Origin of the sequence: Alloscardovia theropitheci (genome assembly GCF_004332295.1) — a bacterium.
In the GTDB taxonomy this organism is placed as follows: Bacteria; Actinomycetota; Actinomycetes; order Actinomycetales; family Bifidobacteriaceae; genus Alloscardovia; species Alloscardovia theropitheci.
In genome coordinates this window covers 118359-136977 of the sequence record NZ_RXLP01000004.1, presented here as the reverse complement: position 1 = coordinate 136977, position 18619 = coordinate 118359, and the positions used below count along the sequence as shown (strand labels likewise).

Below are 18619 nucleotides of genomic sequence, written 5' to 3'. Positions count from 1 at the left end.
AAAGCAGTAACTAATTGATAGAACTCATGCGCTGAGAGATGATTAGCAACATATTGATATTCAGAAAAAAGATATCTGCGAGTTTTTGATATCAGAAGAAGGCAACGCATTTGCTTGAACGGGAATAAGAATTCCGAGTAACATAAAGGTTATTCCTAATAACCGTGATATTTTTGATTTCATTGTGCTTCTTAAACGTCTATGTTTATGGCTTCTCGATACTTTGTAATACAAGCTGAGATATAGGAAATTGTAATATGACTTGTCAAATAATTCAATGAGGAAAGAAGAGGCTTCTTGGGGTATTGAATTTAACGATTACAATAACTTAATTACAGAAACGAAAGCAGTTCGTCTTGGTGTCCTACCTAGCATTAGAATAAAATATCGCGGAACGACAATATCGGGTTGGTGTATGAACAATACATAATATCGGATGAAATTAAGAGGAAAATACTATGGCAAATTTGCTTTTGGCTGTCATTTACTTAGCCTTTATCTCGCTAGGACTTCCAGACTCTCTCATGGGATCTGCATGGCCGACCATGTACCCTCAATTTAATGTTCCCGTATCGTATGCAGGTATCGTACAATTCATTATTACAGCCGGAACAATTGTTTCGTCACTGCTCAGTGATCGAATTACATTCAAACTCGGTGCGGGTAAAGTAACTGCGATATCTGTCGCTATGACCGCAGTAGCCTTACTTGGCTTTTCTTTCTCACCATCATTTTGGGTGCTCGCACTATGGGCAATCCCATATGGTTTAGGAGCAGGAGCAATCGACGCGGCACTGAATAACTATGTGGCACTTCATTACAGTAGTCGACATATGAGTTGGCTCCATGCAATGTGGGGCGTGGGAACAGTTATTAGTCCAAATATCATGGCGTATGCACTAGTACATCAGCACCAGTGGCAATTAGGCTATCGTTACGTATCGTTTATACAGATAGGTATTTCGCTCCTCATCGTCGCATCACTCCCACTGTGGATTAAGAGAAATAATTCAGAAACGAATACAGAGGATGATCCTAATCATAAGGAGACAGCCAAACCGTTGAGCCTTATTCAAACGATTAGTCTTCCGATGGCTAAAGAAGTGATGATAATGTTCTTGTGCTATTGCGGTTTGGAAGGGACAGCCGGCTTGTGGGCAAGTACCTATGCTATGCAATCGCGCGGAATCTCTGCTGAAGATGCTGCTACATGGGCAAGTTATTTCTTCCTTGGTATTACAGGAGGGCGTTTAGCGAGTGGATTTATCGCCGATAAGTTAAACGATGCGAGAATGATTCGCCTTGGAGCATTAATCTTAGGAATAGGTATTCTGGTCACTGTGAATCCAACACCTTGGACCTTTATTACGATGATTGGTTTGATCCTTATTGGTGTAGGTTGTGCTCCTATTTATCCAAGCATTATCCATTCGACACCTGCAATATTTGGCGAGGATAAATCCCAAGCAATTATTGGGGTTCAAATGGCAAGCGCATATATTGGTTATCTCGTCGTCGTACCCGTATTTGGTTTAATCGCCCGTGCAAGTTCTGCTTTATGGATGCCACTGTACATGCTTGTATTCTTTGTCCTCATGATTACAATGCATGAGTATATTCAGAGAAAACGTTCAATACAGTCCAAGTAAATGCTAATATAAGCGTCTACGTATTAATAAAAAATTGGTTGTATGAAGGAAATTCATACAACCAATTCCGTAAGATTCACCTATACGAGGCACTTACTACACACGAGATAAATACTCAACTGAAGTACTTAATTCCGTACCGGAACCATCGCGTCGCATATCAATTGCAGGTAAATCAACTGGACGTTGTGTATCGCTGGCTGCGTACACTGGCCAAGCTGCTGCAGTTGCTTGAATAATCGTGTTTTGACCACGCAAGAAACGTTGAACTCGAACGCCTCCGGTGGCGCGTCCCTTTACAGGGAATTGCTCAAGAGGAGTAATCTTGCACGAACCGGTATCTGTTCCTGGGAGTGCATCGGCATCACCAGCAATAGTGAGAACAACAGCACCTGATTGGCTCGTCATTCCCTCATCATTGTCGTCATAAACCCATGCCAGTTTTCCAGCCGGGATGACGCTGAAACTTACTACAGTACTGTTTTCGCTTAGCTTAATACCAGCCATACCTCCAGCATTGCGTCCTTGCGGGCGAACATTTGATGCTTCATAGGTGAGCAAATGCGCGTCAGAAGAGACAAATACAATCCTATCCTCGTCAAGAGCAGGGGCTGCAAAAATAATGCTGTCATTATCTTTCAGATCGATGATAGACCACGAATCCATAGTCGTTGGAGATTCACGATTCCATCGTTTAACAACTCCTAAGCGCGTTCCCATGGCGACCGTAGTTGTCTCATCATCAGATAGAGCGATGACGCTAATGGTATGTTCTCCGTCAATTGGGTCAGTGCTTTGTGTACCTACGAGAAGCTCATCAGCTTGCACTCCTCCAGAAACATTGAGCGATTCAGAGACTGAGAGTTGAGGCAAATCTGAGGTATGTGCTGTTACCAAACGACCTGCTGATGTAATTAATCCATAGGTTGAACGAGTGGAAGATTTAATAATTGTGGCAATCGTATCCCCAGTTGTGCGTGGGGTAGTAGCACTTCGAGATTGATAAACATCCCATGCAGTTTCGGACATACGAGCAATTAAACCTGAAGAACTTAAAACAATTGTACATGGAACGTCTTCAAGTTCAAGAACGCCTGAGCTTGCAGGCCCTCTTAACGATCCTAATGCAGAACTTGCTTCGACTTGAGCGTTGACAGCAGCCAAAGTTTGAGCTGAGGATGTTCCGCCACCGACGCCGAGTACAGTGGCCGGTGCGCCTGCGGACGAAGATGCCTGTGAAATTGCAGCTGCAACTGGTACGTAGCCGCCTTCTTCATTTTCATCGAGAAGAATTGTACGACGCGGATCAGCCCATTGAGCGACTGCCTCATCCATGGTTTGAATGACGACGTTATCCAAGATTTCAGCTGATCCAAGAATCTCGTTAAGCTCTTCAATACGACGTTTAAGATCATCACGCTCAGATTCGAGCTCCATTCGACTCATGCGAGTCAAACGTCGCAGTCGCAAATCGAGAATATACTGAGCTTGAACCTCATCAAGATCAAAGACAGCCATTAAGCGGGTCTTAGCACTATCTGCATCATCGGATGATCGAATGACTTCGATGACTTCATCAATATCAATTAACGCTAATAACAGACCTTCAACAAGGTGAAGACGTTCTTGAGCCTTACGTTTTCTATAAATCGAACGATTACGGATGACATTTCGACGATGCTCAATCCACACTTCGAGAAGCTCTTTTAAGCCCATCGTATGAGGACGTCCATTGACCAGCGCTACATTGTTAATCGTGAAATTATCTTGCAAAGGTGTGTACTTGAACAGTTGAGTCAGGACAGCTTGAGGATCAAAACCAGTTTTAATTTCTATAACTATGCGAGTGCCATTATGACGATCGGTTAAATCAATAGCACCAGAAATGCCATCTAATTTCTTTGATTTTACGCCGTCTGATATACGCTCAAGAACCTTTTCAGGGCCGACCATATAAGGTAGCTCAGTGACAACGATTGCTTTTTTACGAGCAGTAACATTTTCGATATGAGTTTGCGAACGAGTCGTAAAGCTACCGCGCCCTGTTTCGTATGCTTCACGAATTCCTGAACGCCCCATAATAATACCGCCACCAGGTAAATCTGGTCCAGGGATATAATGCATTAAATCATCAAGGCTTGCTTCAGGATGACGAATAAGATATTTAGCACCTTCTACAACTTCGTGCAGATTGTGGGTAACCATATTCGTCGCCATGCCTACAGCAATACCTGATGCCCCATTGACCAAGAGATTTGGAAAAGCAGCAGGAAGTACAGTCGGTTCTTCAAGCTTATTATCGTAATTCGGTGTAAAATCAACGGTTTCCTCACCGATAGAATCATTCATACCAAAAGCAGATGGCGCAAGACGCGCTTCAGTGTAACGGGATGCTGCAGGACCATCATCAAGAGATCCAAAGTTTCCGTGTCCATCAACAAGTGGAAGTCTCATTGCAAAAGGTTGCGCTAGACGAACCATAGCCTCATAGATCGCAGAATCACCATGAGGATGGAGCTTACCCATTACTTCGCCTACGACTCGAGCAGACTTCATATATGGTTTGTCAGGGGACAAGCCCATCTGACCCATCTGATAAATAATACGCCTTTGAACAGGCTTCATACCATCTCGAGCGTCAGGAAGAGCGCGAGCATAGATAACTGAGTACGCATACTCGAGGAAGGATTTGCTCATTTCCTCGTTAAGCGGTGTATCTACGATATTCTCTTTAATAGTTCGAGGATCGTACGTTGCAGCATTAGTGCGCTTGCGTGCCATGAATCTCCTTTTAACGCATTCCTGTCTATTATATGCAAGGCGTGTGATTGAATGAATTTATGGGGTTTTCATACGAGAATGATTCACAGCTATTACACATGCAAGATATAGTGCATTACAATGAACTTAATAATCAGGGACGTGGTGCAGCTCGTCATCTTAGTGCTGTGCTTCCAGCTATTTCTTCAGCTATTGGCACCCCGATTTCAACAGCAATCCATGATAACCCAGAGCAGCTCCAACACGATTTAGGTCTTCCAAATGTTACATCAGCAATAGTTGTTCTCATCGATGGCCTTGGATATTGGAATGTTGTCGAGCGTAAAGGGCATGCCCCTTATCTGCGAAATTTATTATCGCGAAATAATAATGATAGACCTATATCGACATGTTTCCCAAGTACGACTGTGGCTGCAATGGGAGTTTTTGGCACCGGAACATGCCCTGGTCTAACTGGTATGACAGGTTACTCACAAATTAATCCAGCAACGCGTGAATTATCTCAAATGATAAAATTCACGGGAGGACTAGTTCCAGAAGACGTTCAGACCCAACCCACAATTTTTGAAAAATTAAGTGAGCAAGGAGTGCGGGTAACTACATGCGGCATGCCTCAGTTTAAAAAATCAGCATTGACTCGAGCTGCACTGCGAGGTACTCTATATATCTCAGGAAATACTGCTGCGCATCGTCTTGAAGCTGCTATAAAAGCATCGCATATGCCGGGGCTAACGTACCTATATATTCGAGACGCAGACAAAATGGGACACCAGTACGGTTGGGATGATGAGCATTGGATTGGTGTTTTTGAAAATATTGATTCCCAATTGCGTACTTTGGCAAGTCGTTGCGCGCCAGGGACATTGATTGTTATTACAGCTGATCATGGAATGATTAATTCAAATCCGAGTACGCGCATTGATATTAGTGAAGATGAGAGTTTGATACAAGGTGTTGAACAGGTAGGCGGAGAACCTCGTGCAGTTGCACTGTATGCATGCGAGGGAGAAAATCCAAACGATATAGCTGAACGCTGGAAAGCTCGGCTAGGAAATCGTGCGCTCATTATGACTCGTGATGATGCAGTGGACTCGGGAATTTATGGACCCGTAAGTGATGAAGTCAAACCATATTTAGGGGACGTCATTGCGATTGCATGTGATGATACTACTTTAATTGATTCACGAACCCAAAGTGACCAAGCCACACGATTGCCATCTGTTCACGGATCTCTGACAAAGGCTGAACTAGATATCCCGTTCTTCGTAGACGTTCTTTAGACCTGTATGCTCTAAAGACTTCGTTTAGCACGGTATATTTACAGCTGGTGAAATCGACACTGGAAAAATCTGTGTTCAGTGGCAATTGGAGCAGATAAGACGGGATTCACCACAAAAGAAAAGCGACCGTGGGAGCCATATCAACCACGGTCGCACATTTCAATTGTTTCTACTTAATTACTAAGAAATATTATACACGTTTCTTAAGATTCACCTAATCGTCTGAACGCGATCCGAACAAAATGTCATCCCACGCAGGAATTGCTGAGCGTTTACGCTTTGGTAGCTGAGAAGGCGAAGTAAGTTTTGCTGAATCTTCTGAAGTATCAACAGGAGCAGTCTTATCCGTATCAATATCACCTAAATCAAGTGAATCTTGTGATGCAGTGATGACCTCAGACGTATGAGAATCTTGAGAAAACTCATGAGTATTTGTACTTTTACCGTTCTCACCATTCACAGTTGGGCTAGTGGCGGAGGATTCCTCGGAAGGTGCCTGCGCAGTTGAGGTGTGAGCGGTTGGGGTGTGATGGCTTCGTTTGATATGAGGTTCGAATACATCAGGCTCAATAGATTCTGCGGGAGCAGAAGAACCATTGACGATAGCGCTAAAAGCGCCTGTGCTCATATGTGAATTAGACCGCATCGAATTCATAGATACGCTGTCAAATGAGCCTGTAGTCATGGATACAGCATCTGAAGGCGCAGGGATATTCGCAGTGATGACTGGGACAGCATCCGTGCTAAAGAGTTCCTTATCTACAGGAGAAGTAACAGTCGAAATTTCTCCTAGTAAACGCTTTGCAGGTAGATTGACGCATACAACCGAATGCTCACGTGGGGTAAACATCCATTCAGCTGTCTCTCGGCTACGCGCAGTATCATACGTTGCCTGGATACGCCAAGGTGAGTTTCCATCGCGAGTTACGTTCCATTCAATAGACGAGTAATCGCCGGCTAACGATGCCATAGATGAAGTAATAACCTCTTTGACTTTGATAGGACTATCATCATTATTAAGCGTGGTGTCAAGAAATTGAGATATTGCGAATTTCTTTTCAGTTTCAACAGGAGCTGCAAAACGTCGAACCAACGCAACAGCGACGCCATAGTCGTGTGAAATATCTTCGGGAGTGTGCCCAGCACGAACAAGAGCTTGGATTTGAGAAAGCGGAAGCACTTTCTCAGTATGAGGAAGAGGAGCACCCTCAAGATCGCGTTTTATTTGCTTTGCAGCAATTATCCCTTGCTCTAACTCGTCACTAACTTCAAGAGCATAGGTGGCATGTGTCAATGGATCTCGCAAGATTAGATTACCGTTATCATCTGTATGCGTAAAACTCAATAAGCTACTTGAATTATCTGCCATATGAAGCCCCTTGAAAGTACTATCAGCATCATGCTACACACCATAGTAAGGTGAGGGCAAGCCATATAAACCCCAAAAATGTTGCACAATATTGTGTGCTTGTGGCAAAAATTATGCTCAAAAAGCTAATTTTAACGTGCCGTAACTTGCTACATACGAAAAATGTAGTATCCTCATTCGCATAGGAGCAAATTTCAAGAAAGGAGCAACTATGGCTCAGGATTACGATACTCCACGTTCAAAAGATGAGGACGAAGAATCGATTGAAGCATTAGGCAACAGCTCCCGTCAGAATCAAAACGTTGATTTAGATGATGACGAAAATGCTCTTGCAGAGGGTTACGAACTTCCGGGAAGTGATTTAAGTAACGAAGACGCAAGTGTTACCGTTATCCCGATGCAAGGCGATGAATTCGTGTGTAGCGAATGTTTCTTAGTGAAGCATCGTTCTCAGCTTGCTTATTACACTGACGATGGTCAGCCTGTATGCAAGGAGTGTGCTGCATAGTGGCATACGATGAGATGTATAACGAACCGGAAAGCCTTGACGTCCTTATTAAATATCTTGATGAGAACGTTAAAGAGGCTGGCTTATATTATGCGCATGCGGGTGATGCTGGTGTTGATTTGCGTACAACCGTTGCTTTCGACCTCAAGCCTTTTGAGCGTTTTCTGGCACCGACAGGAATTGCGATCGCATTACCAGCAGGATATGTAGGACTTGTACATCCTCGTTCAGGATTATCTATCAAACAGGGAATTTCTGTCGTAAATGCACCAGGAACCATTGATGCAGGTTATCGCGGGGAAATTAAAGTACCGATGATTAATCTTGATCCTCAACATACTGCGCATTTTGAACCAGGGGATAGAATTGCTCAGCTAGTAATTCAACGATATGTTGAAGCACATTTTATTGAAGCGCAGACTCTTCCTGATTCGGATCGCTCTGAGCGTGGTTTCGGTTCCACTGGAGTTTCACACTGATTATGCATTACGTACTATGTAGCTGTGAATTACCTGCTACATAGTACGAATATTCGGTAAGAGTTTGAAGAAGTAGGCGACGATATGGCTCATACACAACACATCAATCAGCAAGATGCGCAATCGTTTACGTCACGAGTTCTAGGCGGAGAAATTAGTAGTGATCCGCTGAATCCATTGTTGCCGATTATTCAGGTAACTCAATACCATCATCCTGATGCAGACATCGAACTTTTGACAAGAGCATATGAAACTGCAGTACGTTTACATTCGTCACAACGTCGTCGCTCAGGTGAACCGTATATTATCCATCCCATAGCAGTTGCCCAGATATTAGCTGATTTAGGCATGAGTCCTACAGTTATTGCAGCCGGATTGCTTCATGATACCGTTGAAGATACGGAATATTCTCTAGAGCAATGCCGACAAGAATTTGGCGATACAATAGCCGGGCTTGTTGATGGAGTTACAAAGCTTACAAAAATGGATGTAGGCGATTCTGCTCAGGCAGAGACAATACGCAAAATGATTGTGGCTATGAGTCGCGATGTTCGAGTTTTAGTTATTAAATTAGCTGATCGCGTTCATAACGCACGCACATGGCGATATGTTAAGCCGACAAGCGCACAGAAAAAAGCGCAGGAAACTATTGATGTATACGCTCCTCTCGCAAATCGTTTGGGCATGAATGCCATTAAAACAGAGCTTGAGGAATTAAGTTTTAAGACACTCCAACCAAAAATTTATAACGAGATAGTTGAGCTTGTACATAATCGTGCTGGTCAGCGTGAAGTTTATTTGCAGCAAATCCTTGCCGAAATTCACGAAGATTTAGACGAACAAAATATCGATGCGAGTGTGAAGGGACGTCCAAAAGATTATTACAGCATTTATCAGAAAATGATTGTTCGCGGGCATGATTTTTCTGATATTTATGATCTCATGGGCGTTCGGGTCATCGTAGATTCTATTCGAGATTGCTATGCAGTACTAGGTGCTGTACATGCGAGATGGAATCCTGTGCCAGGCCGATTCAAAGATTACATTGCTATGCCTAAGCTCAATATGTATCAGTCTTTGCACACGACAGTTATCGGTCCGGGTGGTAAGCCTGTAGAAATTCAGATTCGTACGTGGGATATGCATCGTCGTGCGGAGTATGGTATTGCGGCACATTGGAAATATAAGGCAAACGGTCAAGCAGGTCGCGCGCTATCGACTCCAGATAGGCAAGATACTGACCGCGAGAAAAAGATCAGTTCTGATAACAGCGATTTGTCAGAACACGATAATTTACAATGGATAAAGCAATTAGCTGACTGGCAAAGTGAAGTTCCTGATTCTGATGAGTTCCTCGGCTCACTTAAAGATGATTTGGGTGCTCGTCAGGTATATGTATTCACTCCACAAGGAAAGATTGTTGATGTGCCGCGTGGAGGTACGCCAGTTGATTTTGCGTATGCTGTCCATACTGAAGTAGGGCATCATACAATGGGTGCTCGTATTAATGGGCGGTTGATGCCACTTGATACTGAACTCGAAAACGGTGATACTGTCGAAATTATTACCTCGAAAGGTGATAACGGCGGACCATCGCATGACTGGCTTAACTTTGTCAAATCTCCTAAGGCTCGCAATAAGATACGTCAATGGTTTACAAAAGAGCGTCGTAGCGAAAATATCGAAGAAGGCAAGGATGAGCTTGCGCGGGCTTTGCGCAAACGTAACCTATCCACTCATAACTTCACTCGTGCTGAACTATTAATTGGTATCGCAGGTGAACTTGGCTATGGTGATATCGATGCTCTCTATGCGGCAATCGGTGAGGGGCAAGTTTCTACCCAAAATGTTATTACTCATATCGTGCGTGCTATGGGAGATGATGAGGTAGAAGAAAGCGCTGAACAAAATGTCATGCCGCTGAGACGCCGTTCTGGCAACATTCGTCGTACTAAGAATGTAGGGGTATCTGTCAAAGGCGTCGATGATGTCTGGGTAAAACTTGCGAAGTGCTGTACTCCAGTACCTGGAGACGATATCGTTGGCTTTATAACTCGTGGTGCTGGCGTATCGGTTCATCGTAGTGATTGCGTTAATGTAGCAAATCTTAGAGAAAATCAGCCTGAGCGTATGGTTCATGTGGAATGGACCAGCGAACAAGGTACATTCTTAGTTAAAATTCAAGTCGAAGCACTTGACCGTGGGCGATTACTCTCAGATATTGCGCGCGTTCTTTCTGATGCGGGTGTCAATATCATCGCGGGAACAATTGCTACCGGAGATGATCGAGTTGCTACAAGTCAGTACAGTTTCGAAATGGCAGATTTGAACCATCTCAACCAGCTTTTGGCGTCTATCCGTAAGATTGATGGGGTATTTGATGTTTATCGTCTCACGGGTACTAAGGATGATTCAAAACCGCGTTTACGTCAGATGGAGTAACAGTCTAGAAAAAAGAAAGTTCGAACTTGATACGTACAGTAGGCTGACGATTACTCAGAGAGCTATAAAAACTATAACGATACGATTTCTAGATTGATACATCGTATTTATAGTAAATGTTATGGTAAATATTAAGCGCTGATATGCATCTTTATACTGCATACCAGCGCTTCTTACTACTGCTAAACTACTATCGTTTACCTCATAGTACTAATTGATACTAGTACTAATTGAAACTCAAGCAATTACTTCACCACACTCAACCATTGTGCTTTTGCGTCACGTTCAGCTTGAAGAGCGGCCTTCTTCGCAGCGTCAGCTTCTGCAGCGATCTTAGAATCGAGTTCCGCCAGCTGCTGCTCAAGTTGCTGGGTAAATGAAGACTTACGAGCATTAGCTTCTGGATCGGTACGAGACCATTCTGCTTCTTCGACTTCTTTAATTTGCTTTTCGACAGCATCCATACGGGCTTCAATTCGAGACACGTCGGCACGTGGTACACGACCGATAGCATCCCACTCATCTTGAATCGCGCTGAGGGCGACACGTGCCGCCTTTGCTGCCTTTGCGTCGGCCACAGGTACGAGAGCTTCAGCCTTTGTGAGTAACTCTTCCTTCTTGGAAAGATTTTCCTTTTCGGAATCGTTCATGCGATCTCGATCTGCTTGACGTGCGTTGAAGAAGACATCAGCGGCAGCTCTAAATTGCTTCCACAATGCATCGTCCTCGTTACGTCCAACGTTTCCGGCTTTCTTCCACTCGTTCATAAGAGCAGTAAACTTACGGGAAGTTTCTGCCCATTCGGTAGAGTCCTTAAGCTCTTGAGCACGAGAGATGATGTTTTGCTTAGCACTGCGTGCAGCGTTTCGTGCCTCATCGCGTGCAGAAATCCAAGCTCGATGAGCTTCATTAAATGTCGCACGAGCTTTTGAGAAACGTCCCCAAAGTTCATCAGCAACATCCTTCTGAATTCGAGTACCATGCTTTTGCGCATCTTGCCATTGATTGAAAAGTTGCTTGAATTTATCGCTAGTATTTCGCCAATTTGTAGATTCGCCTAGTTGTCCGGCAAGTGCTTCAGCTTCTTCGACGATTGCAGTGCGCTTTGATACAGCAGCTTTGATTGCTTCTTCATGAGCCTTAGCAAGTTTATCCTTAACACTTTCACCAAGTTCGCCCAGCTCTTCAACTGCCTTTCGAACGGCATTCAAATCGCCGACCATTGAAGGAAGTTTTACTTCTTCCTTCAAAGAAGCGAGGGTCTCATCTATTTCACGAGGCTTGATAGATAACGATTCAAAACGTGCACGTGCATGGCTAATTTTCGCCTTCAAATCAAGATAACGACGTGCGTAAAGATCGAGAGCTTCATCTGCCTTTGCGCTTGCGTACTGACCGATTTCACGCTCAGTACCGTCATCATTGACAAAAACTGTCCCATCTTCAGCCACACGACCAAAGGTCTTTGCGGTTGCTAAATCAGCATCGCCATATACGGCTGATGAAAGAGAGGATGTTGCTGTTGGCTTGTTATGAGCAGCAAACATGGATGGGGTAGCGGATGTAGTGGCATTATCTTGAGACATAAGCCCTCCTCGATAGTAACTTCAGTAAGCAGGTGGAAAATTTTGCAAATTTTCCGTGACATAACCTATTATAAGGAAACATGGCTAAAGGTGCATCATTATCAGGTTTTCCAGAGTGGCTTCCACAAGAACGTGTCGTAGAACAGCACGTTATAGACACTCTTCGTTCTATTTTCGAACTCCACGGTTTCCTTGGAATTGAAACCCGTGCGGTCGAACAAGGCTCAAGTTTATTGAAAAAAGGTGAGACAAGTAAAGAGATTTATCTTCTGTCTCGACTTCAAGATGTGGGCAATGAAAACGACACGCCAATAGAAGATCGTTTGGGACTTCACTTCGATTTGACGGTTCCTCTATCGCGATATGTGGTAGAAAATTCCGGTGATGTTGTGTTCCCATTCAAACGCTGGCAAATTCAGAAGGTCTGGCGTGGTGAGAGACCGCAAGAAGGCCGCTTCCGTGAATTCGTTCAAGCGGATATCGACGTTGTCGGCAATGGGGACTTACCAAGTCATTATGAGGTAGATGTCCCACTCGTTATGGTCGAAGCTTTAGAGAAACTTCGCGAGCTAGGGCTTCCAAAGGCTACAGTTCATGCAAATAATCGTAAACTTTCTGAAGGTTTCTATCGTGGCATTGGATTGAGCGATATTGAGGGCGTTCTTCGTGAAATTGACAAACTTGACAAAATTGGTGCTGACGAAGTGGCACGTCTACTTATTTCTGAATGTGGAGCAACTCAAGAGCAAGCACAAGCATGTCTCGAACTAGCCGAGCTAAGCGCTGAGAATGGCCAGCAATTGCGAGAAAAGTTCGATGATTTATGCAAGGCTCACGGTATTGATATGAACGGTGATGCTTATACATTAGCTCAAGACGGTCTTGAAACTCTTGCAATGATTGTTGATCAGGCTGCTCTTATCCGTCCGGGTGCAGTTATCGCAGATTTGAAGATTGCCCGTGGTCTTGATTATTACACAGGATCTGTGTATGAGACCTTCCTTGAAGGAGCGAGCTCCTTAGGATCTGTATGCTCGGGTGGTCGCTATGACAATCTTGCAACTCAGGGAAAGAAAAAGTACCCAGGTGTTGGATTATCGATTGGATTGTCGCGTTTAGTGGCGTACATGCTTCATACCGTGAAAGCAAATGCATCACGCATTTCTCCAGCTGCTGTGCTTGTAGCTGTATGGAATGAAAACGACCGTAACATTTCTAACGACATTGCGAGGACATTACGAGCTCGCGGTATCGCTGCAGATGTCGCTCCGACAGCTGCAAAGCTTGGTAAGCAAATTAAATATGCAGATAAACTTGGAATCCCTTATGTATGGATTCCATCGGTAACAGAGGAAAACGGCGAGACGACTCCACAAGAAGTGAAGAATATCGTTACTGGTGAGCAGCTTGAAGCTGATGCGTCGACCTGGGTTCCTGCTGATGATTTTGCTCAACGAACCGTTATCCTTGCTCATAATTAAAAAAACATACATACTTTTAGACGATAAAGTTAAATAGTTAGCGTGCTTACGTGTGCTCACTTAGAGCTTTGCGGCCTAGGATTCGCAATTGCAGCTTTGCGTGACGAAGAACAAAAGTGACGTAGAGTGGTGTTGCTATCCTTGCCCTAGAAAATCCATACAGTAAATCGAGGAATACAGTGTCTCAGACAGCTTATAGAACTCATCATGCTCAGGACATTACTGAGGAACTTATCGGTTCTACCGTGACCATTTCTGGTTGGGTAGATCGTCGTCGTGATCACGGCGGCGTTGCGTTCGTTGATCTACGTGATGCATCTGGACTTGTCCAGGTTGTTATCAACGACGAAGAAATGGCTCGTCCACTTCGCAGCGAATTTGTTATTTCTGTAACTGGTTTGGTACGCCAGCGTCCAGAAGGTAATGAGAACGCTCATCTTGCTACTGGCAACGTCGAAATTGTTGCCGAAAATATTGAGATCTTGGCAAAGTCTGCGGCATTGCCATTCCAAGTTTCTACATCTTTGGAGAACGAATCAGAAACACAGCTTCCAAGTGACGAAGTTCGTTTGAAGTATCGTTATCTTGACTTGCGTCGACCACAGATGCATAACAATTTGCTTATGCGCTCTGCAATGTCTAAAGCAGCACGCAAAGCTTTGGATGAGATGGGCTTTACTGAAGTAGAAACCCCTACATTCATCAAATCAACTCCTGAAGGTGCGCGTGACTTCCTTGTACCTTCTCGACTGAACCCAGGTTCATGGTATGCGTTGCCACAGTCTCCACAGCTTTTGAAGCAGCTGCTTATGGTCTCAGGAATTGAGCGCTACTACCAGCTTGCACGATGCTATCGCGATGAAGACTTCCGTGCAGACCGTCAGCCTGAATTTACACAGCTCGATATGGAAATGGCCTTTGTTGGTCAAGAAGATGTTATCGCTATGGCTGAGCGTGTCTTGAAAGATGTATGGGCTTCAGCTGGCTACGAAATTCAGATTCCATTCCAACGCATTACCTATAAGGATGCAATGGATAAGTATGGTTCTGATAAGCCAGATTTGCGTTTCGGTAATGAAATCGTTGAGCTTACAGACTACTTTAAGGACACTCCATTCCGTGTATTCCAGGCCGATTACGTTGGTGCCGTCGTTTATTCGGGTGCTGCGGATCTGCCACGTCGTCAGTTCGACGGATGGCAGGAATGGGCTCGACAGCGCGGCGCAAAGGGCTTAGCGTATGTGCAGTTCGGCACGGATGGTGAGCTTAAGGGACCAGTTGCTAAGAACCTATCAGATGCAGAACGTGAAGGTTTGAAGGCTGCAACTGGTGCTCAGGATGGAGATGCCGTCTTCTTCGCAGCTGGTGCTCGTGAAGCTTCTCAGACTTTGCTGGGCGCTGCTCGCGTCGAAATCGCAAAACGCGAGGGTATCTTGAAGAAGGACGAGTTCGCATTCACATGGGTTGTTGATTTCCCATTGTTTAAGACTCTTGAAGCAGATGATGACGATGTAGCAGTTGGTCATTCCAAGTGGACTTCAGTTCATCATCCATTTACGATGCCAAGTGCCGAGTGGATTGATAAGTTTGATCAGGACCCAGGTCATGCTATGTCTGATTCGTACGACATTGTGTGCAACGGTAATGAAATCGGTGGTGGCTCTGTGCGTATCCACCGTGATGACATCCAAGATCGCGTACTTAATGTTCTAGGAATCGGTGCAGAAGAAGCTGAGGATAAGTTCGGCTTCCTCCTTGAGGCATTTAAGTATGGTGCTCCTCCTCATGCAGGTATTGCGTTTGGTTGGGATCGCTGTGCTTCTATCCTTGCTGGCGAAGACTCTATCCGCGATGTCATTGCATTCCCTAAGGCAGGTGGCGGTACTGATCCACTGACTGGGGCTCCAGCTCCTATTTCTGATGAACAACGCGCCGAAACAGGCGTTGACTACGATCCAGAAGAGGACGAAGAGTAGATTTTGCTTAGTTAGTCGTCTAGGTAAATCCGCTATCAAGTTTTATGGTGTGTACATCGATAAAGATGTACACACCATTTTGCATTGCGAGATGTTTAGTAACGCGTAATTGCATACTATCTCGCAAAGTGCACGAAGAGTAAAATTTTCACAGATTATAGTTTCTCAAAAGCCAGCGTGAACTCATACAAGGAGAACGATAAACAGAGAGTGCACGCCAATAATCCTAAGCAAACAAAACCTTATTAAAATCATATAATAGTTTCCTTAACTACACAGAGTACAGATAAAATGAATACTTCGAATTCTTCAAAGATGTGAAGCTTATAGCTGTGGTCGTGGCATAATAAGCTAAAGAATGCTTTGTAGATGAAAACGTTAGAGTTGAGAGCAGTAGAAATATATGAGTATCGAAGATTTAAATTTGAAAGAGAATTGGTCATCAACGCCTGCAAGTTTGGGATATGTGGCCAAAAAGATAGGGAAAGATCCGGAAAATTCAGAACGCGATACTGCTCTAGATGATGCTGACCTTTTCGATATCTTCTCCCAATGGGTGCATGAAACACGTGGAATAAATTTGTGGCCACATCAAGAAGAAGCAATTTTGGCGATTCTTAGTGGTGATCATACTATTGTGAATACGCCAACTGGATCAGGCAAGTCGCTTATTGCTCTAGGAATGCATTTCATGGCACTTGCTCATGGGAAGCGTTCATATTATACGGCTCCAATTAAAGCTCTTGTGTCGGAAAAATTCTTTGAACTTGTGTCCGTATTCGGTGCAAAAAATGTTGGAATGATAACGGGCGACTCACAGATTAACCCACATGCACTTATCATTTGCTGCACGGCTGAGATACTTGCAAATCAAGCTCTTCGAGAAGGTGAGAAAGCAGATGTGAGCTGTGTAGCAGTGGATGAATTTCATTTTTATGCAGACCCTCATCGTGGATGGGCATGGCAGGTACCACTGATTACACTTCCACAAACTCAATTTGTGCTCATGAGTGCCACGTTGGGAGATATGAGTGGGATATGTCAGTCATTAGAAGAAAGCACTGATAGGTCTGTCAGTATTATTTCGAGTGTTCAGCGTCCTGTTCCTTTGTCCTATGAATATGTCGTCGATGATTTGCATTCGGTGATTTCGAAGCATATACAAAAAGGCGATGCCCCTATTTATGTAGTTCATTTTGCACAAGAAGCTGCTGTTGAGACTGCGCAAAATCTTGCTAATTTGGGCGTTGCATCAAGTTCTCAACGTGAAGCTATCAAAAAAGCTCTTGAAGGGACACGTTTTACTTCGTATTTTGGTAAGACGCTTAAACGTATGTTGCTGACTGGTGTAGGCGTACATCATGCGGGGATGCTCCCACGCTATCGTCGACTTGTCGAAAATCTCGCTCAAGAAGGTTTACTGCCGGTTATTTGTGGTACGGATACTTTGGGAGTAGGAATTAATGTTCCTATTCATACAGTTATTTTTACCGCGTTAACAAAGTATGATGGATTCAAGCAACGGCGTTTACGCTCGCGCGAATTCCACCAGATTGCAGGCCGCGCGGGTAGAAGTGGCTTTGATTCAGAAGGGCTTGTTATTGCGTTAGCACCAGAGCATGAAATTGAAAATGCAAAGGCTATTGCTAAAGCAAACGGTGATCCAAAGAAATTGAAGAAAATCCATCGTAAGAAGGCACCTGAGGGATTTGTCAATTGGGGTGAGCCTACTTTCCTCAAACTTATTGAATCTGAGCCTGAAATTCTGACACCGCATATGCAAATTACGCATTCAATGATTCTTAATGAAGTAGCTCAAGGTGGCGATGCATGGAAGCGCATTCGAGAGCTCATAAAGCATAGTCAAGTTAATGAACAACAGCAAGAAGCTCTAAAGCAGCGTGCTGCAGAGATTTTCCAAACATTGATGGATACAAAGATAGTTGAAAAATGGGAACTTGATGACGGCTCTATGGATTATTCTCTGACTATTGATATGCCTGATGATTTGGCACTCGATCAGCCATTGTCTCCATTCCTTATTGCGGCACTTGAATTGCTCGACCCACAGTCTGATACGTATGCGTTAGATGTTATTTCCGTAGTAGAAGCAACATTGGAAAATCCGTATCCAGTTTTACGTGTGCAGCAACGGCGTGCACGTGATAAAGTAATGCTAGCTATGAAAGATGAGGGAATTGAGTACGACGAGCGTATGGAACGTTTGCAGGATGTGACGTATCCAAAACCTCTAGAAGATTTGCTTCTTCCGGCGTTTATTCAATATCGAACGGACGTTCCTTGGGCTGCGGATTACGAATTAAACTGCAAATCTGTGGTACGTGACATGGTCGAAACGGCGAGTTCTTTTACAAGCTACGTCACCTCATTGTCTATAGCACGTAGTGAAGGAACATTGCTACGGTACTTATCAGATGCCTACCGTGCTCTTGATCGCACAGTTCCAGATGTTAAGAAAAATGATCAATTGCGAGCTATTATCGATTGGCTAGCTGTAGTCGTCCGTACAGTGGATTCTTCGTTGGTTGATGAATGGGAAGCTGCTGCTGGACTTGCACAATTGAGTGAAAATGATTCTGATCTTGATGTACAGATGCTTAATGCACAGGCAGCACCTCCAGCTGTCGATGAGATTCTCGCACACAAGAGTGGGCTTATAACCTTAGTGCGCAATGCGTTGTTTACCCGCGTGCAGCTTATTGATTTGGATGAACCAGAACAACTAGGGCAGCTCGATTCTGCATGGGGTATGCCTGTTCACGAATGGGAAGACGCGTTGGATGACTTTTATGAAGACCATGAAGGTTTGCTTACAAATAATGAGGCACGTTCTTCCAAATTCTTTATGCTTGATGATTCGCAAGAAAAAACTCATCATCGTTGGCGTGTGCGACAAATTTTATGCGATCTTGAGGGTGACTATGATTGGGCAATTGATGGTGTGGTCGATTTGGATGCCACACTTGATGATGGGGAAGTTTCATTTGAAAGCTATGATGTAAACGTAGTAGAAGATTTACCGGTGTGGCAAGCTCGATAGGAATATC

The 18619-nt window shown here is 44.1% G+C and carries 11 protein-coding genes; 8 read left to right on the top strand and 3 right to left on the bottom strand.

The window, feature by feature from the left end:
- Positions 1 to 458: 458 nt before the first annotated feature.
- Positions 459 to 1649 carry an MFS transporter gene (locus EJ419_RS01675; protein ID WP_131283182.1) on the top strand — a complete coding sequence of 397 codons (1191 nt, stop codon included), beginning with the start codon at positions 459 to 461 and terminating at the stop codon, positions 1647 to 1649.
- 96 nt (positions 1650 to 1745) lie between these two features.
- Here EJ419_RS01675 and EJ419_RS01670 read toward each other — a convergent pair whose 3' ends face one another.
- Positions 1746 to 4430: a DNA gyrase/topoisomerase IV subunit A gene (locus tag EJ419_RS01670; RefSeq protein ID WP_131283181.1), complete on the bottom strand. Its 2685-nt coding sequence runs from the start codon at positions 4428 to 4430 to the stop codon at positions 1746 to 1748.
- A gap of 59 nt (positions 4431 to 4489) precedes the next feature.
- Here EJ419_RS01670 and EJ419_RS01665 point away from each other — a divergent pair, with 59 nt between their 5' ends.
- A complete protein-coding gene (locus EJ419_RS01665; RefSeq protein ID WP_165496196.1) occupies positions 4490 to 5710 on the top strand; it encodes an alkaline phosphatase family protein in 1221 nt (406 codons plus the stop codon).
- 214 nt (positions 5711 to 5924) lie between these two features.
- Here EJ419_RS01665 and sepH read toward each other — a convergent pair whose 3' ends face one another.
- A complete protein-coding gene (gene sepH, locus EJ419_RS01660; protein WP_131283179.1) occupies positions 5925 to 7079 on the bottom strand; it encodes a septation protein SepH in 1155 nt (384 codons plus the stop codon).
- Positions 7080 to 7290: 211 nt separating this feature from the next.
- On the opposite strand from sepH, the gene EJ419_RS01655 reads away from it, so the two are divergent.
- The 3 genes from EJ419_RS01655 (at position 7291) to EJ419_RS01645 (ending at position 10508) form a co-directional block, all read left to right on the top strand.
- Positions 7291 to 7587, top strand: coding sequence for a DUF4193 domain-containing protein (locus EJ419_RS01655; RefSeq protein ID WP_131283178.1), 297 nt, complete (start codon positions 7291 to 7293; stop codon positions 7585 to 7587).
- Positions 7587 to 8066, top strand: coding sequence for a dUTP diphosphatase (gene dut, locus EJ419_RS01650; protein WP_131283177.1), 480 nt, complete (start codon positions 7587 to 7589; stop codon positions 8064 to 8066). Before EJ419_RS01655 ends, dut begins: the two co-directional genes overlap by 1 nt.
- 84 nt (positions 8067 to 8150) lie before the next feature.
- Positions 8151 to 10508, top strand: coding sequence for a RelA/SpoT family protein (locus tag EJ419_RS01645; RefSeq protein ID WP_131283176.1), 2358 nt, complete (start codon positions 8151 to 8153; stop codon positions 10506 to 10508).
- A 245-nt stretch (positions 10509 to 10753) separates the two neighbouring features.
- On the opposite strand, the gene EJ419_RS01640 is transcribed toward EJ419_RS01645, so the two are convergent.
- Positions 10754 to 12094: a DUF349 domain-containing protein gene (locus tag EJ419_RS01640; RefSeq protein WP_131283175.1), complete on the bottom strand. Its 1341-nt coding sequence runs from the start codon at positions 12092 to 12094 to the stop codon at positions 10754 to 10756.
- Positions 12095 to 12174: 80 nt separating this feature from the next.
- Here EJ419_RS01640 and hisS point away from each other — a divergent pair, with 80 nt between their 5' ends.
- The 3 genes from hisS to EJ419_RS01625 all read left to right on the top strand — a co-directional run bounded on the left by hisS (position 12175) and on the right by EJ419_RS01625 (position 18612).
- On the top strand, positions 12175 to 13575 hold the full coding sequence (gene hisS / locus EJ419_RS01635) for a histidine--tRNA ligase (RefSeq protein ID WP_131283174.1): 1401 nt from the start codon (positions 12175 to 12177) through the stop codon (positions 13573 to 13575).
- Between the two features lie 179 nt (positions 13576 to 13754).
- Positions 13755 to 15551 carry an aspartate--tRNA ligase gene (aspS, locus tag EJ419_RS01630; protein WP_131283173.1) on the top strand — a complete coding sequence of 599 codons (1797 nt, stop codon included), beginning with the start codon at positions 13755 to 13757 and terminating at the stop codon, positions 15549 to 15551.
- Between the two features lie 403 nt (positions 15552 to 15954).
- Positions 15955 to 18612, top strand: a complete 2658-nt coding sequence (locus EJ419_RS01625) for a DEAD/DEAH box helicase (RefSeq protein WP_131283172.1) — start codon at positions 15955 to 15957, stop codon at positions 18610 to 18612.
- The last annotated feature ends 7 nt before the right edge of the window (positions 18613 to 18619 follow it).